The following is an 18,299-nucleotide window of genomic DNA, read 5'->3' as shown; positions in this document are numbered from 1 at the left end:
ACTGAAACCCCCACCCAGGGACAGCCGCCCGCCGCCCACCCTGGCGGCACCCGCCCTCGGCGCTCTGATGCGTAACCTCAAGCGGTTTACGCCCAGGGCTGGTTGATTCCCGAACCCGAAGGCGCCTCCCCTGACCGGCGCTTGTCCCGCACCGCGGGCCCGACGACATGGGGCTACCCCCACCCCGTCTCGGGCGGTGGCCCCATGGGCAGTTGGCGGGGGGTTCGGCAGGCTGGGGGTATGAGATCACGTCGCCGTACCGCCCTCGCGGTTGCTCTGTCGGCCGCCGCTTGTGCCTCCGTCGTCAGTATTCCCGGGCAGGCCGTCGCGGCCTCCCCCGACCGCCGCTCCCCCGGCCTCAAGTGGCATGCCTGTACTGCCGAGGGCAGTGCCCCCGGCAGTGAATGCGCCACTCTCCCCGTCCCCTTGGACTACCGAAAGCCCTCCGGGCCCACCGTCGACATTGCGGTGTCCCGGCTTCGGTCCGATCGGCCGCAGGCTCGCCGCGGGGCGCTGCTGCTGATTCCCGGTGGGCCGGGGGGATCGGGCGTGGAGGAGGTTGCCCGGCAGGGGGCGAAGGTGCGCAAAGCCACCAAGGGGGCTTATGACATTGTGAGCATCGATCCTCGCGGGGTGGGCGGCAGCACCGCGGCCGACTGCCGGGTGCCCGAGGCGGACCGGAGGATGGTCGAATTCCGGGCGTGGCCCGCGCCGGACGGGGACATCTCCGACGGGGTCGCCCGTGCCCGTCGCGTCGCGGAGGCGTGTGCCCGTAACGGGGGTGAGGTCCTGCGCAGCATGTCCACCCGTAACGAGGCGCGGGACATCGACCGTTTGCGGCAGGCGCTGGGTGAGCGGAAGCTGTCGGCCGTCGGCGTGTCCTACGGGACGTACGTGGGGGCCGTTTACGCGCAGATGTTCCCCGAGCGCACCGACCGCTGGGTGCTCGACAGCAGCGCCGATCCCGACTCCACCCGCGTCGCGCGCGGCTGGCTGGCCAATATGGCGCAGGGCGCGGACGACGCCTTCCCCGACTTCGCCCGGTGGGCTGCCGACCCGGCCCGTGGCAAGGACCGGCTCGCCGAGCGGGCCGAGGACGTCCGCCCCATGTTCCTCGCGCTTGCGGGCGGGCTCGATCGCACGCCCCGGGTGTTCAAGGACACGGGGCACAGCCTGACCGGCAACGCACTGCGGCAGGTGCTGCAGATGAGCCTGTACGACCCCGCGCGCTACGCCGACCTCGCCGCGCTGATACGGGCCGCCCGCAGCGGCGGCGACGCGCCGCTCACCGTCCCGGACCCCCTGGCCGAGCCGCTCTCGCAGCGCGACGTGGCCGTGTTCGCCGGGATCGCCTGCAACGACGTGAGCTGGCCGCGCGACGTCTCCTCCTACGAGCGGGCCGTCGCCGCGGACCGTGCCCGTCACCCCCTCACCGCGGGCATGCCGGCGACGATCACCCCGTGCGCGTTCTGGAAGGACGAGCCGGCCGAGAAGCCCACCCGCATCACGTCCCGCGGCCCGTCCAACATCCTGATGGTGCAGAACCTGCGCGACCCGTCCACGCCCCACCACGGCGCCCTGAAGATGCGCGAGGCCCTCGGCGACCGCGCCCGTCTCGTCTCCGTGGACGCCGGCGGCCACGGCGTGTGGCTCGACACCGGCAACGCCTGCAGCGACAAGGCCGTCGGCGACTTTCTCGTCCGGGGCAAGCGGCCCGCCGGGGACGTCCTCTGCGAGAACGACGGTTAGCGCTCCTGTTTCAGATGTTCAGAACAGCTGCTGCTGGCCGTCCGTCGGTGGCTCCTCCGGGTCGAACAGGCGCGGCTCCGTCGCCAGCAGCGGGGCCGAGCGGCGCGAGCCCGGGCAGGAGATCAGCTCGTACGAGAAGGCCGGGCGGCGGCCCGGAGGGTCGTGACGGGCGTAGCGGCCGCCGACGACGGCGATCTCGCGGGTGCATACGGGGCAGGCGCGGCGGGGAGCGGACATACCCTCCAGTGTCGCTCACGCAGAGCAGACGGAGAACCGCCCTCGGAAGCCCCTCAGAAGGCGTCCGCCGGGACGTGCGTCCCCCACACCTCCCGCAGCGCGTTGCACACCTCCCCGACCGTCGCCCGCGCCCGCAGGGCGTCCTTCAGCGGGTACAGGACGTTGTCCGTCCCCGCGGCGGCCTTGCGCAGGGCCGCCAGCGCCGCCTCCACCGCCCGCCCGTCGCGCTCCTGGCGCAGCCGCGCGAGGCGCTCCCGCTGGCGGGCCTCGATGGCCGGGTCGACGCGCAGCGGCTCGTACGGCTCCTCCTCGTCGAGCCGGAAGCGGTTGACGCCGACGACCACGCGCTCGCCGCTGTCGGTCTCCTGCGCGATGCGGTACGCGTTGCGCTCGATCTCGGCCTTCTGGAAGCCCTGTTCGATGGCGGCGACCGCCCCGCCCCGGTCCTCCACCCGGCCCATGAGGTCCACGGCCGCCTCCTCGACGGCATCGGTGAGGGACTCGACGGCGTACGAGCCGGCGAACGGGTCGACCGTCGCCGTCACGTCCGTCTCGTACGCGAGCACCTGCTGCGTGCGCAGCGCCAGGCGCGCCGCCTTGTCCGTCGGCAGGGCGATGGCCTCGTCGAAGGAGTTGGTGTGCAGGGACTGGGTGCCGCCGAGGACGGCGGCGAGGCCCTGGACGGCGACGCGCACGAGGTTCACCTCCGGTTGCTGCGCCGTGAGCTGGACGCCCGCCGTCTGCGTGTGGAAGCGCAGCATCTGCGACCTGGGGTCGCGGGCGCCGAAGGTCTCCTTCATCACGCGCGCCCAGATCCGCCGGGCCGCCCGGAACTTGGCGACCTCCTCCAGCAGCGTCGTGCGCGAGACGAAGAAGAAGCTCAGCCGCGGGGCGAAGCGGTCGACGTCCATGCCCGCGGCCACGGCCGTGCGCACGTACTCGATGCCGTTGGCGAGGGTGAAGGCGATCTCCTGCGCGGGCGAGGCGCCGGCCTCGGCCATGTGATAGCCCGAGATCGAGATCATGTTCCACTTGGGGAGCTCGGCGCCGCAGTACGCGAAGGTGTCGGCGACCAGCCGCAGCGAGGGCTTCGGCGGGAAGATGTACGTGCCGCGCGCGATGTACTCCTTGAGGACGTCGTTCTGGACGGTCCCCGTGAGCCGGTCCGCCGGGACGCCCTGCTCCTCGCCGACGAGCTGGTACATCAGCAGGAGCAGCGCGGCGGGGGCGTTGATGGTCATCGAGGTGGAGACCTCGCCCAGCGGGATGCCGTCGAAGAGCACCCGCAGGTCCTCCACGGAGTCGACGGCGACGCCCACCTTGCCGACCTCGCCGCTCGCCACCGCCGCGTCGGAGTCGTGGCCCATCTGCGTGGGCAGGTCGAAGGCGACGGACAGGCCGGTGGTGCCGTGGGCGATGAGCTGCCGGTAGCGGGCGTTGGACTCGGCGGCCGTGCCGAAGCCCGCGTACTGGCGCATGGTCCAGGGCCGGCCGGTGTACATCGTGGGGTACACGCCCCGCGTGAAGGGGTACGCGCCCGGCGCGCCGAGCCGCTCGGCGGGATCCCAGCCGTCGAGGGCGCCGGGGCCGTAGACGGGCTCGAAGGCCTGCCCGGACTCGCTGAGCCGGGGCGGGCGCGCCGCGCCGGGGGCACCGGGGCCCGGCCTGTCGCCGTGGGGTACACCGCCGTGGGGCATACCGCCGTGGGGCCTGCCGCTGTCCGGTTCGCGCGCCATGGCGTCCCGCCTCCCGCTGCTGCTCGGCACATCCTGCAGACAGGATGCGCCGACCGGCGCGCACGGGGCAGCCCCGACACGGGTGAGAAAGAGGGGGGCGCGGGCAGAGCCGGGGGAAGAGCCCCGCCCGCGCCGAAGCGCATGAGCCGACGGTATGGGGGGAACTCCGGCTCGTGCGCAGCCGATGACCAGTCGGCTCACTACCTACAGCGCCACGGGGTCGGAAAACGTCACACCCGGGGCCGGAACGCCGAAACGGGGATCGCTGCGGACGGGCGGCACAAGGCGGGAGAGACGGCCCGGACTGTCCCAGTCACCGCCGTCGTCACCCACGCCGCCGGCCTTGCCGGAGCCGGAGATCGTGCCGGAGCGGGCGGGGTCGCCGCCGTCGGCCGACTTGACCACGCTCTCGCAGAAGGCGCGCAGGTCGGCGTTGTCGCCGAGGCCGGCGGCGCGCTCCAGCGTCCGGACGGCTTCCTCGTCGACGCTGTCGCGGCGCTGCTGCGCCGCGAGGTAGTCGCGGCACAGGCGGATGGCCAGGGGGCCGGCCTTGGTGCCGTCGACGCGGCCGTCGTCGCCCTTGTCCTTGCCGTCGCTCCGGTCCGGGCGCTGCGACGGCGACGCGGAGCCGCCGGGCCTGTCCCGGTCGGCGGGGGCGGAGCTCCGGCCGGAGCCGGGCGTCGGCGAAGCGGAACCGTCCGGCCTCGCGGAGCCGCTCGGGCTGCCGTCGGGGCCGCGGGACGGCGTGCCGCCGGGCGGCCTGCTGCCGTCGGGGGACGCGTTCCCGGCGCGCTCGTCGCCGAAGGCGGACACGCTCGGCGCCGCCGCGGGGTGCCCGCCCGAGCCGCCGAACGGCCCGGGCAGCACGCCCGCGCCGGCCGCGACCGCCACGCCGCCGATCGCGCACCCGGCCAGGGCCATCGCCAGCGCGGCCTTGACGGGGCGCCAGCGCGGGAAGAAGCCGCGCCCGGCCGCGGGACGGCTCGCGGGCACGCCGAGCCGCACGGCGGGCTCGGGCTCGGGCCCGGCCCCGAAGCCGGGCGCGGCCGCCGCGGCCGCCCGCGCCTCGCGGAACGCCGCCACCGCCGCGTCCTCCCCCGGCAGGGGCAGCCCAGCACCGGCGGGCGGCGGCACGAGCGCCCGCAACACGGCGACAAGCCGCTCGGCCTCGGGCGGCACGGGGTGGCCGTCCGGCCGGGTTACGGATACGGGGTGGCCGTCCGGCCGGTCGCCGGGTGCGGAGTTGGCCTCCGCCCGGTCGCCGGGTGCGGAGTTGGCCTCCGCCCGGTCACTGGGTGCGGGGTGGCCATCCGGCCGGTCGCCGAGTGCGGGGCAGGCGTCCGCCCGGTCACCGGGAGCGGCGTGGGCCTCCGACCCGTCACCGGGTGCGGGGTGGCCATCCGGCCGGTTACCGAGTGCGGCGTGGGCATCCGCCCGGTCACCGGGTGCGGAGTTGGCCTCCGCCCGGTCACTGGGTGCGGGGTGGCCATCCGGCCGGTTACCGAGTGCGGCGTGGGCATCCGCCCGGTCGCCGGGAGCGGCGTGGGCCTCCGACCCATCACCGGGTGCGGGGTGGCCATCCGACCAGTCGCCGGGAGCGGCGTGGGCCTCCGACCGGTTGCCCGGCACGGCATCGGCCGGGCCGCCGGGGGCGACGTCCGGTACAGCGCCGCCTGGCGCACCGGCCGAGCCGCCAGGGGCAGCGCCAGGGGCAGCGCCCGGCGCCGCGCCGGAAGCCGCGCCGGCCAGGCCACCACCGGAAGCAGCTCCGGCTGCAGCACCCGCTGCAGCGTCAGCCGGGCTGCCGGAGGCGACGTCCGGTACGGGACCGCCTGCGGCACCGGCCGAGCCATCACAGACGGCGCCCGCCGCCGCGGGAAGGGCGGAAGCGCGGGAGGCGGCCGAGGCGTCGGAGTGGCCGGGAGCTTCGGGAGCCCTAAAAGCATCCGCAGGGCCGGCTGCGCCGGAGACTGCAGCGGCGCCCCCCGCACCGTCCGCACCCGAGGTGCCCGAGACGGCAGCGGCATCCGCCGCGCCCGCGAGGGCGGCGGGCTCCGGAGTCGTCCGTGGCGCGGGCTTGTTTCCGGAGGTTGCGGGGTTGCCGGAGGCTCCGGCCGGTCCGACGGCAGCGGTCCCGCTCAGCAAGCGCTCCACGGCGTCGTCGTCCAGCCAGTCTTCCAGCCAGTCGTACCGGTGGTCGTCCGCCATCACATGTCCTTCTGCGTCCGCGCACGCATTTGCGTCACACCGGCAGAAGCATTCGCTCCGGGGTGTGACCCGGGCCGGGCCCGCCGCTGCTGGGGGACGGTGTCGGTGACCGGCCTGCCCGCCGGCCGGTCGGCGCCGCCGGGTGCCGGGGCCGTTCCGTGCTCCCCCGCGGCGCCGGCCGGGCCGTCGGCTCCGTCGATGCCGTCGGTCGCCGACGTCACCATTTCGGCCAGCCGGCGCAGCCCGCGGTGCGCGGCGGTGCGCACCGCGCCCGGGCGCTTGCCGAGGACCCCGGCGGCGCTCTTGGCGTCGAGGCCGACGACCACGCGCAGGACGACGGCTTCCGCCTGGTCCTGCGGGAGCCGGGCTATCAGGGCGAGGGTGTTGCCGGTGCCGACGGCCTCCAGGGCCTCGCCGGCGGTGTCGGCGTCGGCGGCCCGGCCGGCGAGTTCGCTCTCGTCGCCGCCGATGGCGGGGCGCCGGCCGCGCATGCGTATGTGGTCCAGGGCGCGGTTGCGGGCGATCCGGGCGGCCCAGCCGCGGAAGCGGTCCGCGTCGCCGGTGAACCGTTCGAGGTCGCGGGCGATCTGCAGCCACGCCTCGGAGGCCACGTCTTCGGCGTCGGCCTCGCCGACGAGCGTCCGCACGTACCCGAGCAGGCGGGGGTGCACGGAGCGGTAGACCGTACGGAATGCCGTCTCGTCCCCACCCTGGGCCGCGTCGACCGCGGCCGTCAGCTCGGCGTCGTCCCCCTGCACGCCCTCATCCTGCACCACTCGGAGATTCCGTGGCTCAGTAGCCCGCCGGCCCGCTGCCGTAAGGATTCTGCGGCGGGTTGGGCCAGCCGGCCGCGGGGCCGCCGGGCTGCTGCACGGGGGCATACCCGGGCGCGCCGTAGGGCACACCGGCGGGAACGGGTCCGCCCGCGCCCGTCATGGCGCGCTGCTCCTGCAGGCGGGAGAGCTGGCGGACGACGAAGATCGCGAGGACGCCGGCGACCAGCATCAGCAGCGTGCCGAGGCCGGAGACGTTGGCCGCGTTCTTGAGCGCCTCGACGTCCTCCCGCCAGGTGGAGCCGTCGTAGCCCTTGGTGGCGATCCGCGTGGAGGCGCCGAGGCTCATCACCGTCGAGAGGAGGTTGCAGACGCCGGAGGCGATCCAGAGGGTCCACCAGGTGTTCAGCAGGCCCTTGCCGGCGCCGTGCGGGGCGCTGGCCTTGTAGATGTCGTTGACGATCTGCTTGGGGAACCAGAGGTTGACCACCGGCGTGAACCACGCGCCGGCCGCCCAGCCGATGCCCAGGCGCTGGGTGCCGGGCGCGAAGTACTCGGCGTTGATCCGGGCCCGCCGGAACCAGATGGCCCAGAACGTGGCCGAGGCGGCCAGGGTCAGGAGGTAGAGCAGCGAGGAGACGGTGGCCACGGCGTCCGTGTCCTCCAGGTCCTCCTGCGTGGTGGAGGTCACGCCGTTGTCGAGCATGTCCTGCAGCGCCATGCGCGTCTGGGTGTCGGCCCAGAAGACGAACAGCAGCGCCGCCACGCTCGCCCCGAGCGCGACCATCAGCGCGATCCGCAGGCCGCGGCGCAGGTCGACGCCGCCGACGGGCATCGGGGGCTGCGGCATGGCGGGGGCGTACGGGTAGCCGGGCGCGGGGGCGGGCGCCATGGCGGCCTGCTGCTGGTAGGCGCCGCAGGCGGCGCAGCGGCCGTCCGGGCCGACGGCGACGGCGCGGCAGTGACCGCACGGATACATAGGTGAGAACCCCCTGGAATGTGGCCGATTTTCCCGTTCGTCCGGTTTCATCCGGACCTGGCCACTGGGACGACGAGCGAGAGAGGCGCACGCTGGAGCGGCGCGGACCCGCACGTTACGGGCAGCGACCCGGCTTCGTCCAGAAAGGGCCTCCGGCACGCCGGTATGACAGTGTGACGGATTGACGGCCTGCGGCGCTGTAGGAGGTGTGGGCCCCACCAGGGTCCGCACCGGACGACGGTCGGGGCCTCTCCTGTGGGGGGTGGCGGCCCCCGCCGTCCTCCGTCCGGGCCCGCCCCGCCCTGCCCCGCCTCCGATGCGTGCGCTTACGCCGCGTCCTCCTGCGCCCCGTCCTGGGCACCGTCCTGCGCCGCGTCCTTGGCCACGTCCTTGACCGTGATCGTCAGGTCGTTGGTCACCGTGAAGTACGGCCGCAGCCGCACCTCGCCGCGCACCGCGCCCGGGAAGGTGTCGACGCCCTTGCGGTCGGCGAAGTCACCGGCGATCCGGCCGACGCGCACCAGCGCCGCGCCCGCCTTCGGCCGCACCCACAGGTCCCACAGGTCCTGCTCCTCCTCCGGCTTCTGCCGCTGCTGCATCGGCTCGTAGGGCAGGCTCCCCGAACCGTTCTTGAGCGGCGCCCGCACGTCGGCCGCGGAGCCGTCGCCGTGGCGCAGCCGTGCGATGAGCTCGGCGCCCTCGCCGAGGGCCGTGCCGTGAGCACGGACGCGGACGCGGACGGCATCGGCGCCGACCTGCACCTCGGTGGCCTCGGCGTGCTGCGGGCGCAGCCAGGTGCGGACGGCGAGGAAGCCGTCGCTCGTCTCGTACGGCACGGCGGCGGCGACGCCGGCGGCGGTCTGCGCCAGCTCCAGCCCGAGCAGGGCCTTCTGCTCGACCAAGGCGGCGGTCAGGCGGCGGCGCGACTTGTCGCCGGAGCGCTCGGCGTAGGTGTCCCAGCGGCCCTCGGGCAGGGTGTGCGCGCTGCGGTCGAGACGGGCCTCGACCCAGGTGCCGGGCTCGCGGCGGGCCGGGAGCGGCACGCGCACGGCCTCCTTGCCCTTGGTGCCGCGGTGGCGCAGCAGCAGGTGCGTGTCCGCGGCGGTGAGCTGGTCGGCGCGCAGGCGCACGACGAGCGAGCCGTCGGCGGCGACGGCGCAGCGGGCCTCCGGGTGGGCGACCTCGCCGGGGGCGGGCGCGGCCACGGCCGGCTGCTTCTTGCGGCCGCCGCCGAACAGGCCGCCGAACAGGCCCTTCTTCTTCTCGGTGGCGGTGGTGCAGCCCGGGCGCAGCTCCTCGAACAGCTCCTCGTAGCGGGTGGCGATGCGGGAGGGCTCGTAGCGGCCGGCGGTCTCGCGGGCGGCGGAGCCGAGGCGGGCGCGCAGATCGGCGTCCCCGGTGATCTTCAGGAGGGCGTCGGCGTAGGCGTCGACGGTGGCCTGCTCACCCGCCTCCGGGCCGGCCAGGGGGACCAGCACACCGTCGGTGCCGTCGGTGAGGATCTCGCGCGGGCCGTAGGGGCAGTCGGTCGCGACGACCGGCAGGCCCGCGTGCATGGCCTCCACGATCGTCATGCCGAAGGACTCCGCGTCGGAGGCGACAGCGGCGACGGCGCCCTTGGACCACTCGGTCTCGATCGGCGAGCGGGCGCCCATGAGCGTGATCCGCTCGTAGAGGCCGAGCTCCTCGATCTGCTTGCGCAGCTTGGCCTTGGCGGGGCCGCGGCCGTAGATGCGCAGGTGCCACTCGGGGCGCTGGGCGGCGACCTTGGCGAAGGCCGCGACGAGGCGGTCGTAACGCTTGACGGCGACGAGGCGGCCGGCGGAGACGATCAGGCGGGACGTGCCGTCGGAGGGCTCCGCGACGGGGGCGGGGACCGCGTTGGGAATGGAGAGGATGCGCGCGCGGGCGTCGGGCAGGGCCTCGCGGTAGTGCCCGGCGTCGGCCTCGGAGACGGTGGCGAAGGCGTCCAGGGCGGCGATCGCCGGGTCCATCACGGCGTGCAGCTCGGGGACGTGCGCCTCGTGCGTGAGGTGCTCCTGGCCCAGGCGCAGGTAGCGGTCGGAGCCGTACGTCGCGAGGTAGCCGATGAGCTTGGGGCGGGTGGCGATGACGACGTCGGCGTCGGTGGCGGCGAGGTGCTCGCGCACGCGCTGGTCGGTGAGGGCCGTCGCGGCCATCCGGCCGTTGTCGATGCGCTCGTCCCGGAAGATCTCGCTGGCCTGCTGGTTGAGGGGCGCCTCGAACTCGTCGCCGTCGGTGCCCTCGCGCAGGTCGACCAGGGGCGTGAGGCGCACGCGCGGGTCGATGTCCAGCTCGGGAACGTCCACGGGCCGGTTGACGCTGATGATCCGGACCTCGTGCCGGTCCGCGAGGGCGGTGGCGAGGTTGACGGTCGAGCGGATGGTGCCGCCGATGCCGTACGCGTTGTGCAGCAGGAATTCGATCTTCATCGGGCCCTCGTTCTGATGCGCGTGCTTCCTCCCGGAGGTTAGGCCCTTCGGGGCGACCCCCGCACGCACCGGCTCCGCCGGGGGGTACGGGGTGGGCTCCGCCCGGGGAGATCCACTCACCGCCGACGGCTCCCGATCCCGCCGGACCCCCACCGCGGGGGTCGGGCGTCGTAGCGGCGGAGGGCTTTGCGGTGCGCTGCCCGGCGACGAGGGTTCACCGGGAACCGGGCCCCCCGCGCCGGCCCCCTGCCGCCCGGCAGGCACGCTCACCGCCGGCGGCTCCCGATACCGCCGACCCCCACCGCGGGGGTCGGGCGCCGTTGCGGCGGAGGCTTTGCGGTGCGCTGCCCGGCGGCGAGGCTCCGGCGGGAGCCGGGCCTGCCGACGCACCCGGCCCCTGCCGCCCAGGAGGCCCGCTCACCGCCGGTGAGCCGCGATCCCGCCGGACCCTCGTCGCGGGGGTCGGGCGCCGTTGCGGCGGAGGGTTTTCCGGTGCGCTGCCCGGTGGCGAGGGTTTGCCGGGAGTCGGGCCCGGCGGCGCCGGGTCCCTGCCGATCGGCGGGGCCGTTACCGGATCCGTGCGTCCAGTGCCGTGAAGTCCTGCCACGGCAGTGTCGGCTTGCGGGCGTCCCACAGGCGCTGGGCGACCGCGGCGAGCGGCAGGCGGATGCCGTCGGCGACCTGCTGGGCGTTCTGCGCCTCGGGCCGGTCGCACCAGACGGCGAGCCGGCCGCCCGGCACCCGGTCCGGCCCGGCCTGCCCGGGCACGGGCACGGTGCCGCGCAGCACGGGCGGCGACCACTGCTCGTAGATGCGCTGCCCGGTGGGGTACTTGAACTGGTTGGGCTCGCCGAGGACGTAGTAGAGGTACTCGTCGTTGAGGTTGACGAGGGTGCGCCCCTCCTTCAGGTACTCCTCCGGCGGGCGGGCGCCGATCTCCTTGCCCGTCCAGTACTCGACCTCGATGTCCTTGCTCGCGGCGACGACGCCGCCGCGGAAGAAGCCGTCGTTCCAGGCCTTGGCCTTCTTGCCGAGGGTGCGCACGAGGGCGGCCCGGTCGTTGAGCCAGCCGGTGGCCAGGTCCTGGACGCGGGCGCGCGGCCCGTACTTCTCCCTGGCGCGGGCGGCCAGGCGCGGGTAGGAGGCCTCGGGGTTCTTGGCCATCAGCGCGCGGTACTCGTCGGCGCCGAGGTGGAAGTACGGGCCGGGGAAGAGCGGCGCGTACTCGCGCAGCAGGTCGTCGACGATGCGGGCGGCGTCGGGGTTGGCGATGTCGATCGCGCCGCGGGCGGCGGTGCCGGCGGCGTTGCGCAGCTGGAGCGTGGGGTGGGCGGCGATGACGGCGCCGAGGTGCCCGGGCGAGTCGATCTCGGGGATGACGGTGATGTGCAGGGACTCGGCGAGGGCCACGATGCGGCGGACCTCGGCCTTGGTCAGCCGCTGCGGGGAGACGATCTCGGGGTGGGAGTCGCTCTCGATGCGGAAGCCCTGGTCGTCGGAGAAGTGCAGGGCGAGCTGGTTGAGCTTGAGGGCGGACAGCTCGCGCAGCCGGGCCTCGATCCACTCGGCGGTGAAGTGCTTGCGGGCGATGTCGAGGTGGAGTCCGCGCTGGGCGCGGTCGGGGGCGTCGCGCACGACGCCTTCGGGGAGCCCGCCGCCGGAGCGCACGGCTTGCAGGAGGGTGCGCGTGCCGTAGAACACTCCGGCTTCGCCCGCCGAGGCGACGAGCACCTTGCCGTCGCGGGCGCTCAGCTCGTACGCCTCGGCCGCGAGGGGGCCCTGGCCGGTGCCGGGGCGCAGGGCGAGTTCGACGTCGCCGGCGCGGGCGGGGCCGGCCGCGTAGCCGAGCTTGAGCTCGCCGGCCAGGCGGCGGCCCTCGTCGGCGAGCGGGCCGGAGGCGACCACGCGGGCGCCGTCGGAGGGCCGCCAGCCGGGGCCGGGGGCGGCCTCGGCCGAGCGGACGGCGGGGATGGCGCGGGGGATCCCGGCGGGGACGGGGGCCTGCGCCGCGGACTGGCGGGCGGGCGACCGGGACTGGACGGCGGAGGAGGAGGCGGTGGACGCGCCGGGGGAACGGGAGTCGTCGCCGCCGGGCCGGGTGCCGGTCTCCCGGGGGCAGCCCATGAGGGTCATGGTGGCCAGGAGGACGCCGGCGCAGACGGTCCCCCGGACGGCCGAGGCCCTGGTCATCCTGAGGCGCGGTCCCATGGGGCAAGCCTCCTCTTCCGGAGTCTTCACGGCTCTTTCGGCCCGAATGGGGCGAAGGTAGTCCTCTTTCCCCCGGGACCGTTCCGCCCATGTCCACCGCGCTCCGGAATCCGCCCCCGTCCGAATGAAATTCATCCATACGCCGGACGGTGGCCGAGAAGCATCGCTACGGTGGCGGCCCGGTTTGACTCCCCACCCGCCCGGTGCCCCCGGGTTCACCCGCCCGGCGTCCCCGGGCCTGCTGCCGGAGGTTCGGAGATCACGCTGTACGGCCTCGACCGCCACGGCCTCGACCGGCTCAACTCCGCCACGCCCGGCGCCGCCGAGGCCGCCCTCCTCGCCTGCTGCGGCAGCCGCCGCTGGGCGCGCCGCCTCGCCGACCTGCGCCCCTACCCCGATCTGCGCACCCTGCTGAACACCGCGGAGCACGCCGCCCGCGGCCTGGCCCCGGCCGATCTGGCCGAGGCGCTCGCCGACGAGAGCGCGCCGCAGCACCTGTTCGCGGCCTCCCCCGCCGGCTCCGCCGACCTCGGCGGTCCCGCCCGCACCGAGGCGGCCCGCAGTGCGCTGCGCCGGGCCCAGGCCGCCTACGAGGCCCGATTCGGCCATGTTTTCGTGCTCTGCCTGGACGGCAGCCGCCCGGAGGAGGCCCTGGACCGCGCCCTGGCCGCCCTGCGCGCCCGGCTCGCCGCCACCCCGGCCGAGGAGGCCGCGACCACCGCCGCGGAGCTCGCCCGTCTGGCCCGCGGGCGGCTCGCCCGGCTGGCCCCGGACACCCCGCCCATGCGGCCCCGTACCGCCCGGCCGTGCGGGACATAACACCCATTCGGACGGACGTCGCAGGCCAGAGTGGGTGCGGAATTCCTCTCGGGGACACCCCTTCCGGCCCTTGACGAGCGCGCTCATGCCTGTTTGATCACACCTGCGGACCCCGGGACGCCGAACCGACAAGGCGTCGCTACGATGGCCAGGGCCGGTGGACCGTACCCGGCCGGGCCCGACCGACAGAGAAGCCGGCAGGCCCTGATCCCCGCTCCCGGAGGGTTTTCCGTGCCGGCTGGAACGCTGTACCGCGGCCGGGAAGGCATGTGGTCCTGGGTGGCTCACCGAGTCACCGGCGTCCTCATTTTCTTCTTCCTGTTCGTGCACGTCCTGGACACCGCGCTCGTCCGCGTCTCCCCCGAGGCGTACGACGACGTCGTCGCGACGTACAAGACACCCGTCGTGAATCTGATGGAGTACGGCCTCGTGGCCGCCATCCTCTTCCACGCGCTCAACGGCCTCCGCATCATCGCGGTGGACTTCTGGTCCAAGGGCCCGCGGCGCCAGAAGCAGATGCTGTGGTGGGTCGTCGGTATCTGGGCTGTGCTGATGGCAGGCGCCTTCTACCCCGTGCTCCAGCACACGCTGCGCACGCTGTTCGGGAGCTGAGTCGCGAAATGTCTGCTGAAACCACCCCCGCCACCGCCGCCGCGGCCGACGTCTCCCTCTACGACGCCGACAACCCGGCCCCGGTCATCGAGGCGCCCCGCAAGCGCACCAAGAAGACCCCGAAGACGACCCGCACGAACTTCGAGCTGTACGGCTGGCTGTTCATGCGGCTGTCCGGCATCGTCCTGGTCGTCCTGGTCCTCGGCCACCTGCTGATCCAGCTCGTCCTCGACGGCGGTGTCAGCAAGATCGGCTTCGCCTTCGTGGCGGGCCGCTGGGCCTCGCCGTTCTGGCAGGCCTGGGACCTGGTCATGCTCTGGCTCGCGATGCTCCACGGCGCCAACGGCCTCCGCACCGTCATCAACGACTACGCGGAGCGCGCGACGACCCGTTTCTGGCTGAAGAACCTGCTGTACGCGGCCACGGTGTTCACCGTCCTGCTGGGCACGCTGGTGATCTTCACCTTCGACCCGAACATCCGCTAGAGCCCGGGGCTGACGACACCATGAAGATCCACAAGTACGACACCGTCATCGTCGGCGCCGGCGGCGCCGGCATGCGCGCGGCCATCGAGTCGACCAAGCGCAGCCGCACCGCGGTGCTCACCAAGCTCTACCCGACCCGCTCCCACACCGGCGCCGCCCAGGGCGGCATGGCCGCCGCCCTCGCGAACGTCGAGGAGGACAACTGGGAGTGGCACACCTTCGACACGGTCAAGGGCGGTGACTACCTGGTCGACCAGGACGCCGCCGAGATCCTGGCGAAGGAGGCCATCGACGCGGTCCTCGACCTCGAGAAGATGGGCCTGCCGTTCAACCGCACCCCGGACGGCACCATCGACCAGCGCCGCTTCGGCGGTCACAGCCGCAACCACGGCGAGGCCCCGGTCCGCCGGTCCTGCTACGCCGCGGACCGCACCGGCCACATGATCCTCCAGACGCTGTACCAGAACTGCGTCAAGGAGGGCGTGGAGTTCTTCAACGAGTTCTACGTCCTGGACCAGCTGATCACCGAGGTCGACGGCGTCAAGAAGTCGGCCGGTGTGGTCGCCTACGAGCTGGCCACCGGCGAGATCCACATCTTCCAGGCGAAGGCGGTCATCTACGCCTCCGGCGGCACCGGCAAGTTCTTCAAGGTGACGTCGAACGCCCACACGCTCACGGGCGACGGCCAGGCGGCCTGCTACCGCCGCGGCCTGCCGCTGGAGGACATGGAGTTCTTCCAGTTCCACCCGACGGGCATCTGGCGCATGGGCATCCTGCTGACGGAGGGCGCCCGCGGTGAGGGCGGCATCCTCCGCAACAAGGACGGCGAGCGCTTCATGGAGAAGTACGCGCCGGTCATGAAGGACCTCGCGTCCCGTGACGTCGTCTCGCGCTCCATCTACACGGAGATCCGCGAGGGCCGCGGCTGCGGTCCCGAGGGCGACCACGTCTACCTCGACCTCACCCACCTGCCGCCGGAGCAGCTGGACGCCAAGCTCCCGGACATCACCGAGTTCGCGCGCACCTACCTCGGCATCGAGCCCTACACGGACCCGATCCCGATCCAGCCCACCGCGCACTACGCCATGGGCGGCATCCCGACCAACGTCGAGGGCGAGGTGCTGGCCGACAACGACACCGTCGTCCCCGGCCTCTACGCCGCCGGCGAGGTCGCCTGCGTGTCCGTGCACGGCGCCAACCGCCTGGGCACCAACTCGCTGCTCGACATCAACGTCTTCGGCAAGCGGGCCGGCATCGCGGCCGCGGAGTACTCCGCCAAGGCCGACTACGTCGAGCTGCCGGAGAACCCCGCGCAGTTCGTGGCCGAGCAGGTCGAGCGGCTGCGCAACTCCACCGGCAAGGAGCGGGTCGCCGAGCTCCGCAAGGAGCTGCAGGAGACCATGGACGCCAACGTCATGGTCTTCCGCACCGAGCAGACCATCAAGACGGCCGTCGAGAAGATCGCCGAGCTGCGCGAGCGCTACAAGAACGTGTCCGTCCAGGACAAGGGCAAGCGCTTCAACACCGACCTGCTGGAGGCCATCGAGCTGGGCAACCTGCTCGACCTGGCCGAGGTGATGGCCGTGTCCGCGCTCGCGCGCAAGGAGTCCCGCGGTGGTCACTACCGCGAGGACTACCCCAACCGCGACGACGTCAACTTCATGCGCCACACCATGGCGTACCGCGAGGTCGACGCGGACGGCAAGGACTCGATCCGCCTCGACTACAAGCCGGTCGTCCAGACCCGCTACCAGCCGATGGAGCGTAAGTACTGATGAGCACCGCGACTCTCGACAAGGTCGAGGCCGACTCCGCGGCCTCGCCCTACATCAAGGTCACCTTCCGCGTCCGCCGGTTCAACCCGGAGGTCTCGGACGAGGTCACCTGGCAGGACTTCGAGATCGAGATCGACCCCAAGGAGCGGGTCCTCGACGGTCTCCACAAGATCAAGTGGGACGTCGACGGTTCGCTGACGTTCCGCCGCTCCTGCGCGCACGGCATCTGCGGCTCCGACGCGATGCGCATCAACGGCAAGAACCGCCTCGCGTGCAAGACGCTGATCAAGGACATCAACCCGTCGAAGCCGATCACGGTCGAGCCCATCAAGGGCCTGACGGTCCTGAAGGACCTCGTGGTCGACATGGAGCCGTTCTTCCAGGCCTACCGCGACGTGATGCCCTTCCTGATCACCAAGGGCAACGAGCCGACGCGCGAGCGCCTGCAGTCCGCCGAGGACCGCGAGCGCTTCGACGACACCACCAAGTGCATCCTGTGCGCCGCGTGCACGTCCTCGTGCCCGGTGTTCTGGAACGACGGCCAGTACTTCGGCCCGGCGGCGATCGTCAACGCCCACCGCTTCATCTTCGACTCGCGCGACGAGGCCGGTGAGCAGCGCCTGGAGATCCTGAACGACAAGGACGGCGTGTGGCGCTGCCGCACGACGTTCAACTGCACGGACGCCTGCCCGCGTGGCATCGAGGTCACCAAGGCGATCCAGGAGGTGAAGCGAGCGCTCATCACGCGCCGCTTCTGACCTGCGGTCCGCCGCGCCTTCGGAAAGGTCCCGCTCCCGCGAGGGAGCGGGACCTTTTCGTTCCGCTCGGGCCGGGCGCTCAGAACGACTTCAGCGCGGCCCGCGCCAGCGCCTCGTCCTCGCGGCGGCGCGCCTGCATCGTCTCGGCCACCCCGAGCAGGGCCCGCTTGCGGCGCCGGAGCTCGGCCATCTGCTCCTCCACCCGGGCCAGTTGGTCCTCCAGCACCCGCGCGGAGTGGGCGCACGTGTGCAGGCCCGGGCCGCCCTGGGCGCAGGGCAGCAGGGTGCGGATGGTCCCGGTCGTCATGCCGGCGCCGAGGAGCTCGCGGATGCGGCCGACGTGGCCGACGGCGTCGGGGCGGTACTTGCGGTAGCCGTTGGCGTCCCGCTCGGAGTGGAGCAGGCCCTGCTCCTCGTAGTAGCGCAGGAGCCGGGGGCTGACCCCGGTCCGGCGGGACAGTTCTCCTATGCGCATGCGCGGTTCTCCCCATCGGAGCGCTCGGAACGCTCGGCACGCTCGGAGCGCTCAAGGCACTCGGGACTTGACCTTGACACTGGTGTCATACGGCAACCTCTTGGCCATGACACAGATTCCTGCATTCGCCACGACCGTCACCGGCTCCGGCCCCGGCATCCTCCTCGCGCACGGCGCGGGCGGCAGCATCGAGGGGAACTACGCGCCGATCAGGGCGGCGCTGTCCGAGGGGCACACCGTGGTGGCGCCCGACTACCCCGGTTCCGGTGCGACGCCGCGTATGGAGCGGCTGACGCTGGACGACCTGGTGGACGGGATCGTGGCCGCCGCCGACGAGGCGGGCCTGGAGACGTTCACGCTGCTGGGCTACTCGCTGGGCACGCTGGTGTCCGTGCGGACGGCGGCCCGGTTCCCGGAGCGGGTGCGCGGGCTGGTGCTGACGGCGGGTCTGGCCCGGCCGGACAACCGCACACTGGCCTCGCTGTACCTGTGGCAGAAGCTGCTGGCCGACGGTGACCTCAAGGCCTTCGCCCGGTTCGTCGCCCTGTCCGGCTTCGGCCAGAACTTCTACAACGCCGTGCCCGCCGAGCACGTGCCGGCCTTCCTGGACCTGATCGCCGCGGGCGTCCCGGCCGGCGCCTTCGAGCAGGCCGGCGTGGTCGCGGCCTCCGACACCCGGCCCCACCTGGCCCGGATCTCGGTGCCGACCCTGGTGATAGCCACCTTGCAGGACACCCTCGTCTCCCCCGCCAACTCCCGTCTCCTGGCGGACGGGATCCCCGGCGCGGAGTACGCCGAGATCGACACGGGGCACATCCCGATGGCCGAGAAGCCGCGCGAGTGGGAGAAGCTGATCCTCGACTTCCTTGCCCGCAAGGAACTCTGACGATCACTTGGCCGGTTTTCCTGACGAACGGCCGTTCCTGTGTTTGAGTGAGGCGCATCACTGGGCGGAGGGGGCGCGGGGATGCGGCGGAGCTTGTTGAGGACGCTGCGGCGGGCGGCCTCGGTGGGGTGGGCCGTGAAGACGGG

15 protein-coding genes and 1 pseudogene are annotated in these 18,299 nt (G+C 73.5%); 7 read left to right on the top strand and 9 right to left on the bottom strand.

Annotation, left to right across the window (positions count from 1 at the left end; translation table 11 throughout):
* Positions 1 to 204: 204 nt before the first annotated feature.
* A complete protein-coding gene (locus ACSNOG_RS26160; protein ID WP_436755162.1) occupies positions 205 to 1,749 on the top strand; it encodes an alpha/beta hydrolase in 1,545 nt (514 codons plus the stop codon).
* An 18-nt stretch (positions 1,750 to 1,767) separates the two neighbouring features.
* Here ACSNOG_RS26160 and ACSNOG_RS26155 read toward each other — a convergent pair whose 3' ends face one another.
* The 7 genes from ACSNOG_RS26155 to ACSNOG_RS26125 all read right to left on the bottom strand — a co-directional run bounded on the left by ACSNOG_RS26155 (position 1,768) and on the right by ACSNOG_RS26125 (position 12,343).
* Positions 1,768 to 1,986: a hypothetical protein gene (locus tag ACSNOG_RS26155; protein WP_058045918.1), complete on the bottom strand. Its 219-nt coding sequence runs from the start codon at positions 1,984 to 1,986 to the stop codon at positions 1,768 to 1,770.
* Between the two features lie 53 nt (positions 1,987 to 2,039).
* Positions 2,040 to 3,722, bottom strand: coding sequence for an acyl-CoA mutase large subunit family protein (locus ACSNOG_RS26150; protein ID WP_436755161.1), 1,683 nt, complete (start codon positions 3,720 to 3,722; stop codon positions 2,040 to 2,042).
* A 204-nt stretch (positions 3,723 to 3,926) separates the two neighbouring features.
* Positions 3,927 to 5,351, bottom strand: coding sequence for a hypothetical protein (locus ACSNOG_RS26145; protein WP_436755160.1), 1,425 nt, complete (start codon positions 5,349 to 5,351; stop codon positions 3,927 to 3,929).
* Between the two features lie 578 nt (positions 5,352 to 5,929).
* Positions 5,930 to 6,688: an RNA polymerase sigma factor gene (locus ACSNOG_RS26140; protein ID WP_436755163.1), complete on the bottom strand. Its 759-nt coding sequence runs from the start codon at positions 6,686 to 6,688 to the stop codon at positions 5,930 to 5,932.
* Positions 6,689 to 6,722: 34 nt separating this feature from the next.
* Complete coding sequence (locus tag ACSNOG_RS26135) at positions 6,723 to 7,682, bottom strand: DUF4328 domain-containing protein (RefSeq protein ID WP_436755159.1); 960 nt, start codon at positions 7,680 to 7,682, stop codon at positions 6,723 to 6,725.
* Positions 7,683 to 8,008: 326 nt separating this feature from the next.
* The gene (locus tag ACSNOG_RS26130; RefSeq protein ID WP_436755158.1) at positions 8,009 to 10,135 is read right to left on the bottom strand and encodes a glycosyltransferase; all 2,127 of its coding nucleotides are present in this window, start codon (positions 10,133 to 10,135) and stop codon (positions 8,009 to 8,011) included.
* A 567-nt stretch (positions 10,136 to 10,702) separates the two neighbouring features.
* Positions 10,703 to 12,343: a family 20 glycosylhydrolase gene (locus ACSNOG_RS26125; protein ID WP_436755157.1), complete on the bottom strand. Its 1,641-nt coding sequence runs from the start codon at positions 12,341 to 12,343 to the stop codon at positions 10,703 to 10,705.
* Positions 12,344 to 12,514: 171 nt separating this feature from the next.
* Between ACSNOG_RS26125 and ACSNOG_RS26120 the strand changes: the two genes are divergently transcribed.
* From ACSNOG_RS26120 to ACSNOG_RS26100, 5 genes are all read left to right on the top strand, one after another.
* A complete protein-coding gene (locus ACSNOG_RS26120) occupies positions 12,515 to 13,162 on the top strand; it encodes a 2-oxo-4-hydroxy-4-carboxy-5-ureidoimidazoline decarboxylase (protein ID WP_436755156.1) in 648 nt (215 codons plus the stop codon).
* 231 nt (positions 13,163 to 13,393) lie between these two features.
* The gene (gene sdhC, locus ACSNOG_RS26115; protein WP_436755155.1) at positions 13,394 to 13,774 is read left to right on the top strand and encodes a succinate dehydrogenase, cytochrome b556 subunit; all 381 of its coding nucleotides are present in this window, start codon (positions 13,394 to 13,396) and stop codon (positions 13,772 to 13,774) included.
* A gap of 8 nt (positions 13,775 to 13,782) precedes the next feature.
* Positions 13,783 to 14,259: a succinate dehydrogenase hydrophobic membrane anchor subunit gene (locus ACSNOG_RS26110; RefSeq protein WP_359103673.1), complete on the top strand. Its 477-nt coding sequence runs from the start codon at positions 13,783 to 13,785 to the stop codon at positions 14,257 to 14,259.
* Positions 14,260 to 14,279: 20 nt separating this feature from the next.
* On the top strand, positions 14,280 to 16,034 hold the full coding sequence (sdhA, locus tag ACSNOG_RS26105; RefSeq protein ID WP_436755154.1) for a succinate dehydrogenase flavoprotein subunit: 1,755 nt from the start codon (positions 14,280 to 14,282) through the stop codon (positions 16,032 to 16,034).
* Positions 16,034 to 16,792 carry a succinate dehydrogenase iron-sulfur subunit gene (locus ACSNOG_RS26100; protein WP_436755153.1) on the top strand — a complete coding sequence of 253 codons (759 nt, stop codon included), beginning with the start codon at positions 16,034 to 16,036 and terminating at the stop codon, positions 16,790 to 16,792. Before sdhA ends, ACSNOG_RS26100 begins: the two co-directional genes overlap by 1 nt.
* A gap of 79 nt (positions 16,793 to 16,871) precedes the next feature.
* On the opposite strand, the gene ACSNOG_RS26095 is transcribed toward ACSNOG_RS26100, so the two are convergent.
* The gene (locus tag ACSNOG_RS26095; RefSeq protein WP_436755152.1) at positions 16,872 to 17,267 is read right to left on the bottom strand and encodes a MerR family transcriptional regulator; all 396 of its coding nucleotides are present in this window, start codon (positions 17,265 to 17,267) and stop codon (positions 16,872 to 16,874) included.
* A gap of 106 nt (positions 17,268 to 17,373) precedes the next feature.
* Between ACSNOG_RS26095 and ACSNOG_RS26090 the strand changes: the two genes are divergently transcribed.
* Positions 17,374 to 18,153, top strand: coding sequence for an alpha/beta fold hydrolase (locus ACSNOG_RS26090; protein ID WP_436755151.1), 780 nt, complete (start codon positions 17,374 to 17,376; stop codon positions 18,151 to 18,153).
* A gap of 80 nt (positions 18,154 to 18,233) precedes the next feature.
* On the opposite strand, the pseudogene ACSNOG_RS26085 reads toward ACSNOG_RS26090, so the two are convergent.
* Positions 18,234 to 18,299: pseudogene (locus ACSNOG_RS26085) on the bottom strand (phosphoenolpyruvate carboxylase); the annotation flags it as partial.

Origin of the sequence: Streptomyces sp. URMC 124, assembly GCF_051386455.1 — a bacterium.
Classification (GTDB): domain Bacteria; phylum Actinomycetota; class Actinomycetes; order Streptomycetales; family Streptomycetaceae; genus Streptomyces.
Note: the sequence above shows the minus strand (reverse complement) of the source record. Positions and strands in the feature narration are given on the sequence as shown.